16 protein-coding genes and 1 tRNA gene are annotated in these 16,361 nt (G+C 65.3%); 4 read left to right on the top strand and 13 right to left on the bottom strand.

What is annotated here, in order from left to right; all coding sequences use genetic code 11:
• Nucleotides 1–5: 5 nt before the first annotated feature.
• The 8 genes from prcA to LDO22_RS03320 all read right to left on the bottom strand — a co-directional run bounded on the left by prcA (nucleotide 6) and on the right by LDO22_RS03320 (nucleotide 8,437).
• Nucleotides 6–716, bottom strand: a complete 711-nt coding sequence (prcA, locus tag LDO22_RS03355) for a proteasome subunit alpha (RefSeq protein ID WP_224026100.1) — start codon at nucleotides 714–716, stop codon at nucleotides 6–8.
• A 1-nt stretch (nucleotide 717) separates the two neighbouring features.
• The gene (gene prcB / locus LDO22_RS03350; protein ID WP_224026099.1) at nucleotides 718–1,539 is read right to left on the bottom strand and encodes a proteasome subunit beta; all 822 of its coding nucleotides are present in this window, start codon (nucleotides 1,537–1,539) and stop codon (nucleotides 718–720) included.
• 79 nt (nucleotides 1,540–1,618) lie between these two features.
• On the bottom strand, nucleotides 1,619–1,822 hold the full coding sequence (locus LDO22_RS03345; protein WP_015937113.1) for a ubiquitin-like protein Pup: 204 nt from the start codon (nucleotides 1,820–1,822) through the stop codon (nucleotides 1,619–1,621).
• Nucleotides 1,823–1,906: 84 nt separating this feature from the next.
• Nucleotides 1,907–3,526, bottom strand: a complete 1,620-nt coding sequence (gene dop, locus LDO22_RS03340; RefSeq protein ID WP_224027150.1) for a depupylase/deamidase Dop — start codon at nucleotides 3,524–3,526, stop codon at nucleotides 1,907–1,909.
• Between the two features lie 50 nt (nucleotides 3,527–3,576).
• Nucleotides 3,577–5,328 carry a proteasome ATPase gene (gene arc, locus LDO22_RS03335; RefSeq protein ID WP_159631983.1) on the bottom strand — a complete coding sequence of 584 codons (1,752 nt, stop codon included), beginning with the start codon at nucleotides 5,326–5,328 and terminating at the stop codon, nucleotides 3,577–3,579.
• Nucleotides 5,329–5,410: 82 nt separating this feature from the next.
• A complete protein-coding gene (locus tag LDO22_RS03330) occupies nucleotides 5,411–6,475 on the bottom strand; it encodes a tRNA (adenine-N1)-methyltransferase (RefSeq protein ID WP_159631984.1) in 1,065 nt (354 codons plus the stop codon).
• 95 nt (nucleotides 6,476–6,570) lie between these two features.
• Nucleotides 6,571–7,761, bottom strand: coding sequence for a site-2 protease family protein (locus tag LDO22_RS03325; RefSeq protein ID WP_224026098.1), 1,191 nt, complete (start codon nucleotides 7,759–7,761; stop codon nucleotides 6,571–6,573).
• Nucleotides 7,754–8,437 (bottom strand): HAD family phosphatase, encoded by a 684-nt coding sequence (locus LDO22_RS03320; RefSeq protein WP_263422202.1) that lies wholly within the window; start codon nucleotides 8,435–8,437, stop codon nucleotides 7,754–7,756. Before LDO22_RS03320 ends, LDO22_RS03325 begins: the two co-directional genes overlap by 8 nt.
• Before the next feature lie 199 nt (nucleotides 8,438–8,636).
• Between LDO22_RS03320 and LDO22_RS03315 the strand changes: the two genes are divergently transcribed.
• A complete protein-coding gene (locus LDO22_RS03315; protein WP_159631987.1) occupies nucleotides 8,637–9,542 on the top strand; it encodes a PAC2 family protein in 906 nt (301 codons plus the stop codon).
• 88 nt (nucleotides 9,543–9,630) lie between these two features.
• On the opposite strand, the gene mshC is transcribed toward LDO22_RS03315, so the two are convergent.
• Nucleotides 9,631–10,908, bottom strand: coding sequence for a cysteine--1-D-myo-inosityl 2-amino-2-deoxy-alpha-D-glucopyranoside ligase (gene mshC, locus LDO22_RS03310; RefSeq protein ID WP_224026096.1), 1,278 nt, complete (start codon nucleotides 10,906–10,908; stop codon nucleotides 9,631–9,633).
• 15 nt (nucleotides 10,909–10,923) lie between these two features.
• Nucleotides 10,924–11,757, bottom strand: a complete 834-nt coding sequence (locus tag LDO22_RS03305) for an undecaprenyl-diphosphate phosphatase (RefSeq protein ID WP_224026095.1) — start codon at nucleotides 11,755–11,757, stop codon at nucleotides 10,924–10,926.
• A gap of 51 nt (nucleotides 11,758–11,808) precedes the next feature.
• Between LDO22_RS03305 and LDO22_RS03300 the strand changes: the two genes are divergently transcribed.
• The gene (locus LDO22_RS03300) at nucleotides 11,809–12,744 is read left to right on the top strand and encodes an aldo/keto reductase (protein WP_159631990.1); all 936 of its coding nucleotides are present in this window, start codon (nucleotides 11,809–11,811) and stop codon (nucleotides 12,742–12,744) included.
• Nucleotides 12,745–12,792: 48 nt separating this feature from the next.
• On the opposite strand, the gene LDO22_RS03295 is transcribed toward LDO22_RS03300, so the two are convergent.
• Entirely contained in the window at nucleotides 12,793–13,059 is a 267-nt protein-coding gene (locus LDO22_RS03295; RefSeq protein WP_159631991.1) for a hypothetical protein, read from the bottom strand.
• 40 nt (nucleotides 13,060–13,099) lie between these two features.
• Between LDO22_RS03295 and LDO22_RS03290 the strand changes: the two genes are divergently transcribed.
• Complete coding sequence (locus LDO22_RS03290) at nucleotides 13,100–13,333, top strand: DUF5703 family protein (protein WP_018771130.1); 234 nt, start codon at nucleotides 13,100–13,102, stop codon at nucleotides 13,331–13,333.
• Nucleotides 13,334–13,356: 23 nt separating this feature from the next.
• Here the strand turns inward: LDO22_RS03290 and LDO22_RS03285 are convergent, their stop codons facing one another.
• Nucleotides 13,357–14,517 (bottom strand): acyl-CoA dehydrogenase family protein, encoded by a 1,161-nt coding sequence (locus LDO22_RS03285; RefSeq protein WP_224026094.1) that lies wholly within the window; start codon nucleotides 14,515–14,517, stop codon nucleotides 13,357–13,359.
• A 12-nt stretch (nucleotides 14,518–14,529) separates the two neighbouring features.
• Nucleotides 14,530–15,834: a M20/M25/M40 family metallo-hydrolase gene (locus LDO22_RS03280; RefSeq protein ID WP_224026093.1), complete on the bottom strand. Its 1,305-nt coding sequence runs from the start codon at nucleotides 15,832–15,834 to the stop codon at nucleotides 14,530–14,532.
• A gap of 170 nt (nucleotides 15,835–16,004) precedes the next feature.
• Here LDO22_RS03280 and LDO22_RS03275 point away from each other — a divergent pair.
• Nucleotides 16,005–16,087 (top strand) — tRNA-Leu (locus LDO22_RS03275).
• Nucleotides 16,088–16,361: the final 274 nt, after the last annotated feature.

Here is a 16,361-nt window from a genome sequence, read left to right as displayed (position 1 = left end):
TCCTCCTAGGCCAGCAGTGCTGTGATGTCCGCGTCGTTCAGCCTGCGGAAGGCACGCCGGGTGCCGCGGGAGCTTTCGGACAGCCGGTCCAGGACGGCCACTTCCAATGCACTGGGCGGCAACGGCGCCGCGGGCTGCTCACCCTCCTGGACGGGCGTAAGTCCCTTGATGGCCAGCCGGACGGCGTCGGCGAAGCCCAGCGAAGCCTGCCATCCTGCATCGATGGCCGATGACACTTTCTCAGCTTGTCCACCCATGACGACAAAGCTGTGCTCGTCGGCGATCGAGCCGTCGAACGTCAGCCGGTAGAGGTGGTCCTCGGCCTGCGAGGACCCTACTTCGGCAACGGCGAGTTCCACCTCGAAGGGCTTTTGCTCGGCGGTGAAGACAGCGCCCAGGCTTTGGGCGTACACACTGGCCAGGCCGCGGGCGGTGACGTCCTCGCGGTCGTACGAGTATCCGCGGACGTCGGCGTAGCGGACGCCGGCCTGGCGGAGGCTTTCGAATTCGTTGTACTTGCCGACGGCGGCGAACGCGATTTTGTCGTAGATCTCGCCGATCTTATGCAGGGATGGCGAAGGGTTCTCGGCTACGAGGGCGATCCCGTCGGCGCAGCTGATGACAACCACTGAGCGGCCGCGGGCGATGCCTTTCCGCGCGAAATCCGCGCGGTCCTTCATCAGTTGTTCTGGTGAGACATAGAACTGCTGGGTCATCTCAGGCCTCCCGTCCGGCGATGGTGCGCGCTTCGATCACGCTGCGGGATGCAGCCGCGAGTTCGGGCTCGGGCACCCGCCGGGCACCTGTCCTGTCCACCGTATAGACCACCGGCCACAACTGCCGGACCGTGTCCGGGCCGCCCGTTGCGGAATCGTCGTCGGCAGCGTCATACAGCGATTCGACCGCAACGGAAAGGGCCTGCTCGGCCGTGAGATTGGGCCGCCAAAGCTTCTTCAGCGCACCGCGCGCGAAGACGGAGCCGGAGCCGACGGTGTGGTGTTCGTGTTCCTCGTACCTGCCGCCGGTGACGTCATAGGAAAACAGCCGGCCGACGCCTGCGCTGGTGTCGAAACCGGCGAACAGGGGCACCACTGCAAGGCCCTGCAGGGCCAAGGGAAGGTTGCCCCTGATCATTGCACCCAGCCGGTTTGCCTTGCCTTCAAGGCTGAGCTGGGTTCCTTCTATCTTTTCGTAGTGCTCAAGTTCAACCTGGAAAAGCCGGGTCAGGTCAATTGCTATGCCGGCTGTTCCGGCAATGCCGAGGACGGAGAAGTGGTCAGCCGGGAAGACCTTCTCGATGTGCCTGCTCGCAATGACGTTCCCCATGGTTGCCCGCCGGTCGCCCGCCATCAGGACGCCGCCGCCGTAGCTCATGGCAACGATGGTGGTGGCATGGGGAACCTGAACCGGGGCAGCCACCGACGCACCACCCTGGAGGGACCGGCTGAAAGGCAGTAGCTCAGGCCGGTCCCGCTGCAGGTGCTCGGTAAAGGACGAGGTGGCGTTGGCGGCTACCTGGTTGGCGGTTGATTCCTGCACTCATCACTCCTTGAACGTGGTACTTCAACGTCGGTACAGATCCCGGCCGTCCGCGGCTTCCGCCACTCAGCCGTCCGGGTTATTGGCCGCCCTTTTGGACGAATGCCCGGACGAACTCCTCGGCGTTGGATTCCAGGACGCCGTCGATCTCGTCGAGAAGGTCGTCCACGCCTTCGGTCGATGCCGATGCCTGTGCCTCGGGCGGTGCCGGGGGTGCCTCGGGGATGTCTTCGTCGACCTGGCTGTCCCGTGACTGCGGCTGCTGCTGCTCCTGGCCTGCCATTGGTTTCCCTCCTTCTTCCGTCGGTGGATCCGGCGGATCCTCCGATATGCCCATCCTGCCACGGGACGGGCGTTCCGGCGCGGTTTACGCCGCAGGCGGAGTGCTGTTGTGTCCCAGCAGTTCGCCGAGGAACGGTCCCGCTTCCCGGTAGCGTTCGAACAACGCTCCGGTCAGTGCTTTGGTTCCCCTCAGTGGCTCCCTGGTGGGCACGCGCTGGAGCCTCCCGTAGCCGGGCACGTCGAAGATCACCGAGTCCCAGCTGGCGCCTACAACGTCCTTGCCAAAGCTGCTGATGCACTTTCCCCGGAAGAACGCCCGGGTATCGGCCGGAGGCTCCGCGACGGCAGCGGCAATGGCGGAATCATCAACGACGCGCTGCATCCGGTTCCGGGACAGGAGCCGGTAGTAGAGGCCCTTCTCGGGCCTGATGTCGGCCCACTGGAGGTCAACCAGGCCCAGCCGGGCGTCGCTCCACTCCAGTCCGTCGCGCTGGCGGTAGCCGTCCAACAGGGAAAGTTTGGCCAGCCACTCCACGGAGGTGGCGGCGGCAGCCCTGTCACTGTCGAGCTGGGTCAGAACCGACGCCCACCGTTCCAGGACCTCATGGGTATGGCCGTCGCCGTCCACGGCGTCACCCACTCCGGTGTCCTGGGCGAGCTTCGCTGCGGCCTCGTGGTACATCCACTGAAGGTCCAGGGCCGTGACGCGCCTGCCGTCCAGCAGGCGAAGCCTGGTGGTCAATGAGGTGTCGTGGCTTACCGTCTTGAGCGCTGCGACGGGCTCGTAGACCTCGATCTTGGGTGCGAGCCCGGCCTCGATGAGGCTGAGGACCAGGGCGGTGGTGCCGAATTTGAGGTAATTGGACACCTGGCTGAGGTTGGCGTCCCCGATGATCACGTGCAGGCGCCGGTATTTGTCCGCTGTGGCGTGGGGCTCGTCCCTGGTGTTAATGATGGGCCTGCGGATGGTGGTCTCCAAGCCCACCTCGGCCTCAAAGAAGTCGGCCCGCTGGCTGATCTGGAAGCCCGGGGTGGAGCTGTCCTGGCCTATTCCCAACCGGCCGGCCCCGCACACCACCTGGCGGCTGACGAAGAACGGTGTCAGCCCCCGCACGATGTCTCCGAACGGTACTGACCTGGGCATCAGGTAGTTCTCGTGCGAACCGTACGACACGGATTTGTTGTCCGTGTTGTTTTTGTAAAGGTTGACCGGCGGCAGCGCCGGATCCGCGGCCAGCCGGCGAACGGCGGCGAGACCCACCAGATCGCCGGCAGCGTCCCAGGTCACCGCGTCACGGGGATTGGTGACCTCCGGGCTGGAGTACTCGGGATGGGCGTGGTCGACATACAGCCGGGCCCCATTGCCGAGGACCATGTTCATCAGGAGGGTCCCCGATTCATCCTGCCCGTCGAGCTCCAACTCCTCGCGGCCGTATGCAAGGGCCACCGCCTCCGCGTCGAGCACCGGAGGCTGGTCGGTCAGCTGGCTGGGATGGGCGGCACCGCGGTCCACGGTCCAGCCCCGGGCATCGTGCAGCGGCTCCTCATCCGTGTAGTCCCACCGGGTCTCCGCTCCGCCGGCCGCCCGCTGGCGGGTGACCTGGGCGTAGGCCTGGACCACCCGGGCGCTCATCATCGTGGCGTTGGCGGAAGGGGCGGACGGAGCGTGGATGCCGTACTCGGTTTCGGCTCCCATGACCCGCATGGCCCCGCCGGCGGGGAGGGCTTCCCCGCCGGCGGATCCGTGTGAACCCGTCACAGATACTGTCCTGTGGTGGGCATGGTTTCGATGGACTTGCCGGGCTCCTGGCCGGCTTTGCCCTGCACAATGGTCCGGATATAGGTGATCCGTTCACCCTTCTTACCGGAGATGCGTGCCCAGTCGTCAGGGTTGGTGGTGTTGGGCATGTCTTCATGCTCACGGAACTCGTCCACCACCGCCCGCAGCAGGTGCTCGATCCGGAGCCCCTTCTGGTGCGAGGTCAGCAGGTCCTTGATGGCGTACTTCTTGGCCCGGTCCACCACGTTCTGCACCACGGCGCCGGAGTTGAAGTCCTTGAAGTACAGCATCTCGGTGTCACCGTTGGCGTAGGTGACCTCCAGGAACTCATTGGACTTGTCCGTGGAGTACATGGCTTCCACGGTGCGCTGGACCATGGCGTCAACGGTGGCCTGGACGTCACCGTTGTGTTCGGCGAGGTCCGATTCGTGGAACGGCAGGTCCGGCGTGATGTATTTGTTGAAAATATCGGCCGCTGCCTCCGCGTCAGGCCGCTGGATCTTGACCTTCACGTCCAGCCGTCCCGGACGGAGGATTGCGGGGTCGATCATGTCCTCGCGGTTGGACGCGCCGATGACGATCACGTTGTCCAGGCGTTCCACACCGTCAATCTCACTGAGGAGCTGGGGCACGATGGTGGTTTCGACGTCGGACGAGATGCCGGTGCCGCGGGTGCGGAACAGCGAGTCCATTTCATCGAAGAAGACCACCACGGGGCTGCCGTCGGAGGCCTTTTCCCGGGCGCGGGAGAAGATCAGGCGGATGTGACGCTCGGTTTCACCGACGTACTTGTCCAGGAGTTCGGGCCCTTTGATGTTCAGGAAGTAGCTCTTGAGGTCCACGTTCCCGGAGCGCTCGGCGGCGCGGGCAGCGAGGGAGTTGGCAACGGCCTTGGCAATGAGCGTCTTGCCGCAGCCCGGAGGGCCGTACAGGAGGATGCCCTTGGGGGCTTTGAGGCCATGCTCCCGGTAAAGGTCCGGGTGCAGGAACGGAAGTTCCACGGCGTCGCGGATCTGCTCGATCTGGGGGCCGAGGCCACCGATGTCCTCGTAGGTGATGTCCGGAACTTCCTCAAGGACCAGGTTTTCCACCTCTGAGCGGGGCACCTTCTCCAGCGCGTATCCGGTCCGTGAATCCACGGACAGGGCATCGCCAACCCGGAGCTTCTCGGACAGGAGGGCACCGGAAAGCCGCACCACGCGTTCTTCGTCCGCGCGGCCCACCACCAGGGCGCGGTCACGCCCCAGCATTTCCTTCAGGGTGGCCAGTTCACCGGCGCGTTCGTAGCCCAGGCCCGCGACGATCAGGAGGGCTTCGTTCAGCAGCACTTCCTGGCCCACGGAAAGCTGGTTGATGTTCACCAGCGGGCTGATGCCCACGCGCATCTTCCGGCCCGCGTTGAAGATGTCCACCGACTCCTCCGTGGCGGCCTGGCCGCTGTTGCCCGGAGCCGGCTGCCGTTTCGGATTGATCTGGAGGATGGTGCCGAAGCTGTAGGGCGGCTGCCCTTCCTGGTCCAGGGCATTTTTCAGCCGGAGGATCTCCGCCTTCGCGGTTTCGAGCATGCTGACCAGCTTGGAGTTGTTCTGCGTTGCCGCTGCCAACTGGCGGTCGATGTGCCTGAGCTTGTCCCGAAGTATGTTGACCTGGCGGTCAGCAACCGAGAGGTCGTTGGCGGCAGACTGCTCTGCCGGTGTACGTCCGGAGTCCTGGTTTGGTGTCTCCATGATGTATCAGCCCCTTCCTGCGCTTCTCTTAAGACATTAGTCCCAAGAGGGCGGGTAGGGATGGAGACTCCCGAAATGTGGACTAGTTCGTAACCTCGGGGTTGTCCACCACGTTGGTCCCGGCGATGGCGTCCCGGGCGGCGCGCCGAAGTTTCTTGTCCGACACAGCCCGCTCCCCTACCGCCCCGGGAGTCCAGGCGTTGACGTCCTCTTCGTTGAACTCGGTCTTTGACGGGCGGCGCTTGACCGAGATGCCGGTGACGCCGTCTGCGAGCCGCCGGGTGACCAGCAGGAATCCCGTGTGGGCCACCATGCGGTGGTCCGGGCGCACGGCGAGTCCTTCAAGGTGCCAGCCGCGGACCATCGACTCCCAGGCGTCGGGCTCGGTGAAACGGCCGTCGGCCCGGATGGCTTCCGCGGTACGTGAGAGCTGGGTGACCGTGGCGACGTAGTTGATCCACACGCCGCCGGGGGCAAGCACCGTGGCGACGGCGTCGAGGCACTCCCAGGGTGCCAGCATGTCCAGGACGACGCGGTCCACGGAGCCCGGTTCCTCGGCCTTGACCACTTCCTCCTGGAAGTCGCCGAGGGAAATCTGCCAGGCGGGGTGCGGGCCGCCGAAGATGGTTTCAACGTTGCCGCGGGCGATGTCAGCGAACTCTTCACGCCGCTCAAAGGAGTGCAGGTAGCCGTTGTCCCCCACCGCGCGGAGCAGCGAAATGGACAGGGCACCGGAGCCCACGCCGGCCTCCACGACGCGTGCGCCGGGGAAGATGTCCGCCATGGTGACAATCTGGCCGGCGTCCTTGGGATAGACGACGGCGGCACCGCGTGGCATGGAGAGCACGAAATCGGACAGCAGGGGCCGGAGGGTCTGGTACTGCTGGCCCACGTTGTTCACCACGACCGAGCCGTCAACCTTGCCGATGATTTCATCGTGGTTCAGGAAACCACGGTGGGTGTGGAAGGCGCCGCCGCGTTCCAGCGTGATGGTGTTCATGCGGCCGCGTTCGTCCGTCAGCTGGACGCGTTCGCCCTCCCGGAAAGGGCCCCGGCGACGGGCAGCGCCCACCGGCTGCGAGCCGCTGGCGGCAGCACCGGCTTGCGCTGCTCCCTTGGCGTCGTTGACGGCAGTTTCGCTGCTCATGATTCTTCCTCGCTCCTGTAAACCTGTTGTGCCGCGGCCCTGATGGTCCTCGGGGACGCTGGGCTTCCGCGGCAATGCACGACCGGCAGGTAACTCTACCGGGTCTGGCCCTGCGGGTGCCTATCGTTGCGCGGGCGCTTTCCGGTGATGGCTGCGAGGACAGCCTCCTGCGTCAGCAGCCCGGTGACCGTTCCGTTGTGGTCCACAACAGCGTAATGGCGTCCCTCAAGCTGGGAAAGGAACTGGATCAGCTCCTGCCCTTTGGACCATTCCGGAATGTAGGCTCCGGCAGCCAGGGGGAACGAAATGGCGGTGACGGGCGTGGTATCCGCCGCAGCGCCGGGTACGGATGCGAGGGCTCCCGGGTCCACCACGCCCTGCGGCCGTCCGTCCGGTCCGCAGACCACCACGGACTTTGTTCCCGCTGCGCCCAGGCGGAGGGCGTCCCGGACCGTGCCGGTGGAAGGAACGCCGGCAGCCGGCGTCGCCAGGGCTGCGGCGCTGACCAGCGGCAGCCGGCCGCGCAGCGTGCCCTGCTGGATGGACGCCGACGCGCCCATCCACAGGAACCCGCCCACCAGGATGGTGATCATGAGGAGGCTGAAGTCCGGCTGGTCACCGGCGAGGAACGGACGCAGGAGGAACCAGTAGGCAATGGCGAGGACGATAATCCGGCCGCCCCAGCCGGCCGCGACGGTTCCCTTTGCCTGGCTGCCGGTGGCCTTCCAGACGATGGATTCGACCAGCCGGCCGCCATCCAGCGGCAGGCCGGGCAGAACGTTGAAGACACCGATGAGGAAGTTGGCCCACATGAAGATGTTCGTGAGGATTTCGGCGACGCTTCCCAGGCTGTTCGTGCCGAGCAGCAGCCAGGCTCCGCCGGCCAGGACGAAGTTGGCGGCCGGCCCGGCCAGCGCAACCAGCACAGACCGTCCCGGTGAAGAGGTGAAGCTTTCGAACTGGGTGTGGCCGCCCCAAAGGTTCAGGACGATCTTTTGGGTGGGCCAGCCGTAGATTTTCGCCGTCAGGGCGTGGGCGAGCTCGTGGACGAGGACAGAGATGAGGAGCAGGACGGCGTAGGCAAAGGCCACGAGGTAGGCGCTCACGCCCAGCATGGGGTTGTTCCGCGCCAGAACCGGCCCATAGACGATTACCGTGAAGGCCGCGATCACGAACCACGAGTACGCGAGGACAATAGGCACGCCGGCGATGCGGCCCAGCGGAATGCCTTCACGCCGCGCCGGGCTGTCGGGTTTGGCGCTTTGCCGGGCATCCGGTTCAGCCACGGGCGTCACCGGTGGAAGCCGCGGGAGCGCCCGCGGCGCCGGCCTGCGGAAGCAAGGCCTCCAGTTCGGTGAGGCTGCGGCCCGAAAGGGTGTCCCAGAGCTCGTAGCTGTGGTGCTCAGGCAGCGGGACAATATGAGGCACGGCAACCGTGGCGACGCCGGAGGCTACGGCCGCAGCCACGCCGGGTACGGAGTCTTCGAGGGCTACGCAGTGGTGGATTCCGAGGTCGGGATCGTTCTCCTGCAGGAGCTCGACGGCGGTCAGGTACGCCTCCGGGTGCGGCTTGCCCTGGCTCACGGTGTCACCGGTGACTACGACGTCGAAGTACGGCCGGGGAAGGTTCGCCACCACCTCGCGGGCCAGTGGGCCCTCGGACATGGTGACCAGGGCGCAGCGCACGCCGGCGACGTGCAGTTCCTCAAGGAGTTCGCGGGCGCCAGGACGCCACGGCACTTCCTGCTGGACGCTACTGATGACCTGCGCAGTCAGGGTGTCGATGATTTCGCGGATTTCCAGTTCGACGCCGGCCCGCTGAAGCAGGCCCGCGGAGAATGTCAGTGACTGGCCAACCAGCTGCATTGCCTGGTCATGGCTCCATGTTCCCCCGTGCGCCTCCACCAGCGCGTGCTCCGCGGCAATCCAGTATGGCTCGGTGTCCACGATGGTCCCGTCCATGTCCCACAGGACGGCTTTGAGCGGGGAACTGGCGGCAGGAAATGGCATAACGCCAGTCTACGGTGCGTGGCTGGGCGGAGGCTGTAGGCTACGCCCTTGGCGAATATGCCATGGACCGGGCCTGCTGTGGACGGGTTTCAGGGGATTTGCGGCGCTTCATTCCATGCGCGGGCAAGCACCTTGGACGTAGGGTGAAGAAATGAATAGCTTCGAGGGAGACACCGCCGAACAGGGTGCCGGACCCGAGCGGGAACGGTTCCTGCAGCCAGTGGCTGACGGACAGCGCGTAACTGTGATGCTTGCCGCCTTTGAGGGGTGGAACGATGCCGGAGAAGCAGCCAGCGATTCGCTGCGCTACCTGAACAAATTGTGGGGCGGCAAGAAGGTCGCTTCCATTGATGCAGACGAGTACTACGACTTTCAGTTCACGCGGCCCACGGTGCGCAGGAATGCTGCCGGTGAGCGGAAGATCAAATGGCCTTCCACCCGGATCTACAAGGCCAGTGCACCAAACTCCAATGTGGACGTCATTTTTGTGCAGGGGACGGAGCCGTCCTATAAGTGGCGGGCCTATACGGCGGAGCTGCTGGTCCATGCCGAGGCGCTGAATGTCGACTATGTGGTGCTGGTGGGCGCGCTGCTGGCGGATGTTCCGCACAGCCGCCCGATTCCGGTGAGCACGTCCTCGGATGACGCTCCGCTCCGGGAGCGCATGAACCTGGAAGCGTCGCAGTATGAGGGCCCGGTGGGGATTGTGGGTGTCCTGTCAGAGGTGGCACTCCTGGCGGGACTCCCTACTGTGTCGTTGTGGGCCGCCGTGCCGCACTATGTGGCCCAGGCGCCCTCCCCCAAGGCGCAGCTTGCCCTCCTGCACCGCATCGAGGAGCTGCTGCAGGTGCCGCTGGACACCCACGAGCTGGCCGAGGAAGCGGATGCATGGGAGCGCGGCGTGGACGAACTCGCTACCGAGGACCCGGAGATTGCTGCCTACGTCCGGCAGTTGGAGGAAGCGAAGGACACCGCCGACCTCCCTGAAGCCAGTGGCGAGTCCATTGCGCGTGAATTTGAGCGGTACCTGAAGCGGCGGGGCCAGGACCGCCCCTGACGTTAACGCACTGACATGCCTTAACAGGAAGGGCCCGGCTGGGAGCAATCCCGGCCGGGCCCTTCCCGTCTGCCGAAATGCGGACGCGTTAGAGCCGGATGCCCAGGAGGGCGTCCACCGCGTCCTTTACCAGGGCCGCGTCAGCGGGGCTGGCGGCATCACCGGCGTCGTTCGCGTTCCGTGCCCAACGCGAGACCGCGGCCACCGCTGCCGGCGCATTCAGGTCGGCTGCCAGCGCCTCCCGCATCTCGGCCAGCAGCTGCTGGCCCGAGCCCTCGGGAGCGTGGTCAATGGCTTTCCGCCACGCCGCAAGGTCGGCCTTGGCGGCATGGAAGCCTTCGTCGGTCCAGGACCAATCGGAGCGGTAGTGGTGGGCCAGGATCGCCAGCCGTATTGCTGCCGGGTCCTCGCCGGCTGCGCGGAGCCTGGAGACCAGCACCAGGTTGCCCTTGGACTTGCTCATCTTTTCGCCGTCGAGGCCCACCATCCCCGCGTGCGCGTAGTGCTTGGCCAGCGGGACCCCGGCCAGGGAGTAAGCGTGGCCGGCGCCCATTTCGTGGTGCGGGAAGATCAGGTCCGATCCGCCGCCCTGCACGGTGAAGGGTGCGGGCAGGTACTTCTGCGCGATCACGGTGCACTCAATGTGCCAGCCGGGCCGTCCCGGTCCCAGGCTTCCACCGGGCCAGCTCGGCTCACCCTCGCGTTCCACCCGCCACAGCAACGGGTCAAGAGCCTGCCGCTTTCCGGCGCGGCCCGGATCCCCGCCGCGCTCGGCGAAGAGCTCCAGCATGGCGCTTTCGCCAAGGTGGGAAATGGATCCCAGGGCCCAGGCGTCAGGTGCCGTTGACTGCTTGCCGGCGGCTTCGACGTCGTAATAGACATCCCCGTCAGGTTCGCCGTTGGTGCCGGCCACCCTATATGCCAGCCCCATGCTGACCAGGCGTTCCACTTCGGGGACGATCAGGCCAATGGATTCGACGGCGCCGACGTAGTTGTCCGGCGCCAGGACGTTCAGCGCCTCCATATCGGTCTGGAAGAGTTCCACCTGTTCCGCGGCGAGGTCGCGCCAGTCGACGCCGGTGGCGGTGGCACGTTCCAGCAGGGGGTCATCCACGTCAGTGACGTTCTGTACGTAGGAGACCTCGCTGCCGGCATCGCGCCAGGCGCGGTTCAGGAGGTCAAAGGCGACATAGCTGGCCGCGTGCCCCATGTGGGTTGCGTCATAAGGAGTGATGCCGCAGACATACATGGAAGGCCTGGCCTCCCGTTCCAGGGCCACCTCTCGGCCCGCCGCAGTATCGAGCAACCGGATGGCGGGGATGTTTCCGGGCAGGGCAGGCACAGGGCGGGAAGTCCAGGATTTCACATGCCAAGCCTAGTCCTAGGCGCTGATGACGCCGAAACCGAGCAGCAGGTACAGCGCGAGTCCAAGGAAGATCCGGTACCAGACAAAGAGCCGGTAGCTGCGGGTGGACACGAACTTCAGGAACCAGCCGATGATGACGTAGCCCACCACCAGGGCGATCACGGTGGCAAGCGCGGTCTCCGGCAGGCCGAAGGGCCCGGAGATCCCTTCCTTGGTGACCACCTTGTACAGCTGGTACAGCCCGCTGCCGAAGACCGCGGGGATGGCCAGCAGGAAGGAGTACCGTGCCGCGGCCTCACGGGTGTAACCCATCAGCAGGCCCGCGGTGATGGTGCCGCCGGATCGGGAGACGCCGGGAATAAGGGCCAGGGCCTGCGCCAGGCCGTACAGCATGCCGTGCTTGTAGGTCAGGTGGGCAAGGTCCCGCTTTTGGGCGCCGATTGCGTCTGCCACGGCAAGGATGAGGCCGAAGACGATGAGCATGGTGGCCACGATCCACATGCTGCGGAGCACGGACTCGATCTGGTCCTGGAAGAGGAGCCCCAGGACGATGATGGGCAGGCTGCCCAGAATCACCAGCCAGCCCATCCGGGCGTCAGGGTCCTGCCGGGGCACGCGGCCGGTAAGCGAGCCGGCCCAGGCCTTGACGATGCGGACGATGTCACGCCAGAAGAAGATCAGTACCGCGGTCTCCGTGCCGAGCTGGGTGATGGCCGTGAAGGCTGCCCCCGGGTCCTCTGCGTTGGGGAGGAATTCGCCCACGATCCGCAGGTGTGCGCTTGATGAAATCGGTAGAAATTCGGTCAGTCCCTGCACTAGGCCCAGCAGGGCCGCTTCAAACCAGTTCACGCTAAGACCCTACGGCATGGCAGCGCCGCTCCTGGCCGTAAGCTTGCTGCTATGCAGCAGCGTTACGTCGGCAACAGTGGATTGCGAGTTTCAGCCCTCTCCCTTGGCACCCGGTCCTGGGGTGGCGACACTGACGAACAGGACGCCTCGGAACTGCTGCGCACTTTCCTTGATGCCGGCGGCCGGCACGTGGACACGTCGGCGTCCTACGCGGGCGGCGGCTCGGAAGCGATCCTTGGCTCACTCCTGGGCGATGTGGTGTCCCGCACGGAGATTTCCATCTCCACGAAAGCGGGTATGACGACGCCGGATGGCCGGCGTGCGGTGGACGCCTCACGCAATGCGATGCTCACCGGGCTGGATGCAAGCCTGGCCAGGCTGGGCACCGACTATGTGGACCTGTGGTTCGCCGAAGCGTGGGATGGCAACGTTCCCCTCGATGAAACCCTGGCGGCACTGGAATTCGCCGTCCGCACCGGCCGGGCCAGGTACGCGGGCATCTCAAACTACAGGGGCTGGCAGGCCGCCAAGGCCGCCGCCACGAGCAGTGTGCCACTGGTGGCCATCCAGGCCGAATACTCGTTCCTTAACCGAAGGGCGGAAGCGGAACTGATCCCCGCCGTTGAGGATGCCGGACTGGGGCTGATGGCGTGGGCTCCGCTGGGCCGGGGGGTGCTCACAGGGAAGTACCGTGGCAGCATCCCCGCCGGTTCCCGGGGCGCCTCGGTCAGCGAAGCCGCCTACGTGGAGCCGTATCTGGAGGAGAAGCCGTCGCGGATCGTGGATGCGGTGTGCATGGCTGCCAACGGGCTGGGCCGGACTCCGCAGGATGTTTCGCTCGCCTGGCTGCTGTCACAGCACGGAGTTGCCACGGCGATCGTTGGCGCCCGGACACCGGTGCAGTTGAAGGAGATCCTCGATTCCCAGCTGGCGCCCCTGCCGCCGCAGATTGCACGCGCGCTGGAGGATGTTTCCGCAGTGTCCTAGCTTCCGCGCTGGAACTTCCCTGTACCTGGGGCGGTTCGGGCGGCCCTGCTATTCGTCGACGATTTCCAGGTCTTCGTCCTCGTCCACGTCGGTTTCTTCGTCCTCTTCATCCTCGTCGTCAAAGACCTGCAGGGGCGTTACTTCGTTGTAGGCCTCGTAGAGAGCGTCCTCGTAAACTTCGAAAGCATCGGCAACTGCGAAAAACGCTGCCTCAACGGAGGGATCACCGTCCCCGCGGCGGTTCGATGCTGCTATAAGGTGTTCTTCCAAAGCGGTGGTCAGGGACGAAAGCGCGACACGCGGATCGATGCTCATGACTTCACGTTAGCCGGAAAAGGACGAAAATGGAGAGCAAATGAAGGAACAATTTCTCACCAGCTCGGTCCAGCGGGAGCGGGATTATTTGCGGCAGTACGAGTACCTCGTACTGACCGTCAGCCCTGATGATTCCTTGCCGGAGGCTCGGCGCCGGCTCGTTGAACACTCCGAATACGGCAAGTGGGAGCTGGAGCGCAGCAAGCTGTACGTGGGTGGCGGCAGGCGCTTTTGGCTGCGGCGCCGGGTGATGCAGGTCCAGCGGACCGTTTAGAAATGCGCGGTCCAGCGGACCGTTTAGTCTTCCAACGGTCCCAGCCACGCGTTGGCTACGGTGTTGTGGGCTGATTCGTCGTCGGAGGGGTGGAACATTCCAGCCAGCACGTCCCGGTAGAGCCGTTCCAGTTCCGAGCCCCTGAAATAGCTTGATCCCCCGCTGGCCCGGATGGCCAGGTCCACCACCCGGCGGGCTGTTTCGGTGGCGTTCACTTTCAGTCCCACCAGTTTGGGAAACCACTGGCTTCCGTGGTCAGCCAGGGCGTCGACGTCGGCAGTAACGGTCCTGAGCTGCGGGTACAGGACGTCCATGGCCATGGCGGCGTCTGCCACCTTCCAACGGATGTCAGGGTCCTGGGTGTAACTTCGGCCGCCGTTCTTGAAGGATGTGCGCCGCTTCACGTTCTCCACGCCCACGGCCAGGGCGCGTTCACCGAGACCTGTGTAGACGGCGGCCAGGAGGCTCTCGAAGCAGGCGAAGATCGCGAAGATCAGGGGGTCGGCATTGGGGCCGACCGGCAGCTTGCGGAAGATGCGGTCGGCTGGAGCTTTGACGGCTTCCAGGACCGTGGTGGCGGACTGGCTGGCCCGCATGCCCAGGGTGTCCCAGTCGTCCAGGATCCGGTAGCCGGGAGTTTCCCGCGTGATGAATCCGTGGACCAGTTCCCCGGCACCGTCCCGGGCTGCAGCATCTTTCCCGAAGATGCCCAGACGGGTCCAGGCCGGCGACAGGCTGGTGAAAATCTTGGTACCGGTGAAGGAATAGCCGCCATCCTGTTCCGGTGTGGCGGTGGTCCGTGAATCGAAGAGGACCGAGTCGTTCCCGGCTTCCGAGTTGCCGAAGGCGAAGACCTCGCCCTGGGCAGCTTCCTTGAGGACGAAATCGAGCGAGTTGTCGCCCCGCGCCGCCAGGACGTGCGCGACGCCGGTCCAGACCAGGTGCATGTTGACGGCCAAAGCGGTGGCCGGGGCAGCCGTCGCCAGCCTGCGCTGGCACTGCGCCGCCGCTTCGAGCCCAAGCCCTGCGCCGCCGTCGGACGCTGGTACGAAAAGCTTCGTGTAGCCTGCCGCTGCCAACTCCTCCAGGTCCTCGTGGAAGAAGGCGTTGTCACGGTCATATCCGGCGGCGCGGCTGCGGATGCGCTCCAGGAGCTCATCCGGCAGCAGTTCCTCTGGACTCACGGCGGACTCCTCTTAGTAGTTGGTGAGCAGGGTGTCCAGGACCCGGGCACCGAACTTCAGGGAATCCGCCGGGACGCGCTCGTCCACCCCGTGGAACATGCCGGTGAAGTCCAGCTCATCCGGCAGCATGAGGGGCGCAAACCCGTAGCCGGTGATGCCCAGGCGGCTGAGCGACTTGTTGTCCGTACCGCCGGAGAGCGTGTAGGGCAGCACCTTGGCGCCGGGGTCCTCCTTGTGGAGAGCGTCGATCATCGAGTCCACCAGGTTGCCGGCGAACGGGACCTCCAGCGAGACGTCGTTGTGGACGTAGCTGACGTCCACGCCGTTGCCGGCGAGTTCGCGCACGATTTCGAGGACCTGCTGTTCCTGGCCCGGGAGGGTCCGGCAGTCAACCAGTGCTTCGGCGGACTCGGGAATGACGTTGTGCTTGTAGCCGCCCTTGAGGAGGGTGGGATTCGTGGTGTTCTGCAGGGTCGCGCCGACGAACCGTGCCACCGTACCCAACTGGTTGAGCAGCAGGTCGGGGTTGTCGGCGTCGAACTCAACTCCGGTGAGTTCAGTCACCCCGTCGAGGAACTGCCGGGTGGTGGGAGTGAGTTCGATGGGCCACTTGTACTCGCCAATGCGCGTGACGGCGGCGGCAAGGCGGGTGACGGCGTTGTCGGTGTTGATCTGCGAACCGTGGCCGGCACGTCCGTGCGCAACGAGGCGGAGCCAGGAGATGCCCTTTTCCGCGGTCTGCAGCAGGTAGGTCCGCTGGCCGCCGATGGTGGCCGAGAAGCCGCCCACCTCGGAGATGGCTTCGGTGGCGCCTTCGAAAAGTTCGGGCCGGTTGTCCACGGCGTAGCGGGCGCCATACACGCCGCCGGCCTCCTCATCCGCGAAGAAAGCGAAGATGATGTCCCGCTTGGGCTTCCGGCCCTCCCTGGCAAAACTCCTCAGCACCGAAAGGATCATGGCGTCCATGTCCTTCATGTCGACGGCGCCGCGTCCCCAAATGAGGCCATCTTTCAGTTCTGCCCCGAACGGGTCAACGGACCACTGGTCCCGGAGCGCTGGAACGACGTCCAGGTGGCCGTGGACCACCAGCGCACTGGCCGAGGGGTCCTCCCCCGCCATCCTGGTGACAACGTTCGCACGGCCGGGAGCCGACTCGAAGATCTCGGCGTCCAGCCCCACTTCCTCGATGAGTCCGGCGGCATACTCTGCCGCAGCCCGCTCCCCCGGCCCCGACCCGTCGCCGTAGTTGGAAGTGTCGATCCGGATGAGTTCCTGGCAGATCCGGACAACTTCATCCTCGGGCAGGACGTCAGGCATTGGTGGCTCCTTGGTAGGGAATGACTGGTTGGCACGAGCTGAATCGCTGCCCTCAGCCTACCTACTTGGCCCGATTCGTTGTTCCCGGAAAGTTCGTGTTAGAGTTTTTCTCGCTGCTTCGGAGAGGCGCGAAACGCTGAAAGGCGGAGATGCTTCCCGAAATACCACCTGCGCGGGTGGCGGAATGGCAGACGCGCTAGCTTGAGGTGCTAGTCCTCGAAAGGGGGTGGGGGTTCAAGTCCCCCTCCGCGCACAATGGGAAGCCCCGGAACATCATTGATGTTCCGGGGCTTTTTTGTGTCTCCGACCACGTCGTAACCGGAATCCAACCGTGGTCCCGTTCCTGATCCTCCACACGAGCGGAGCGACCCGGACGGCTCCAGCACCATGGTTTCGCCTTGGTTTTCGTTAGGGTGAAAACTACGCGGGCGGCAGCAAAATGCTTTCTCACCGGAAGCCAGGGGGGAACGTGCCCTATGGGCCGCACGCATCAGAGTTCGGAGCCCGCACTTAACGCGGGCCCTCGG

Source organism: Arthrobacter sp. NicSoilC5, from assembly GCF_019977395.1.
Classification (GTDB): domain Bacteria; phylum Actinomycetota; class Actinomycetes; order Actinomycetales; family Micrococcaceae; genus Arthrobacter.
Note: the sequence above shows the minus strand (reverse complement) of the source record. Positions and strands in the feature narration are given on the sequence as shown.

Excerpts from the sequence above, each read along its gene's own strand:
- dop (WP_224027150.1), bottom strand. The coding sequence starts at position 3,526 with ATGCGGGTCATGGGAGCCGAAACCGAGTACGGCATCCACGCTCCGTCC.
- LDO22_RS03280 (WP_224026093.1), bottom strand. The coding sequence starts at position 15,834 with ATGCCTGACGTCCTGCCCGAGGATGAAGTTGTCCGGATCTGCCAGGAA.
- LDO22_RS03320 (WP_263422202.1), bottom strand. The coding sequence starts at position 8,437 with ATGGACGGGACCATCGTGGACACCGAGCCATACTGGATTGCCGCGGAG.
- LDO22_RS03290 (WP_018771130.1), top strand. The coding sequence starts at position 13,100 with ATGAAGGAACAATTTCTCACCAGCTCGGTCCAGCGGGAGCGGGATTAT.
- prcA (WP_224026100.1), bottom strand. The coding sequence starts at position 716 with ATGACCCAGCAGTTCTATGTCTCACCAGAACAACTGATGAAGGACCGC.
- LDO22_RS03315 (WP_159631987.1), top strand. The coding sequence starts at position 8,637 with ATGAATAGCTTCGAGGGAGACACCGCCGAACAGGGTGCCGGACCCGAG.
- LDO22_RS03300 (WP_159631990.1), top strand. The coding sequence starts at position 11,809 with ATGCAGCAGCGTTACGTCGGCAACAGTGGATTGCGAGTTTCAGCCCTC.
- LDO22_RS03345 (WP_015937113.1), bottom strand. The coding sequence starts at position 1,822 with ATGGCAGGCCAGGAGCAGCAGCAGCCGCAGTCACGGGACAGCCAGGTC.
- LDO22_RS03330 (WP_159631984.1), bottom strand. The coding sequence starts at position 6,475 with ATGAGCAGCGAAACTGCCGTCAACGACGCCAAGGGAGCAGCGCAAGCC.
- arc (WP_159631983.1), bottom strand. The coding sequence starts at position 5,328 with ATGGAGACACCAAACCAGGACTCCGGACGTACACCGGCAGAGCAGTCT.
- LDO22_RS03295 (WP_159631991.1), bottom strand. The coding sequence starts at position 13,059 with ATGAGCATCGATCCGCGTGTCGCGCTTTCGTCCCTGACCACCGCTTTG.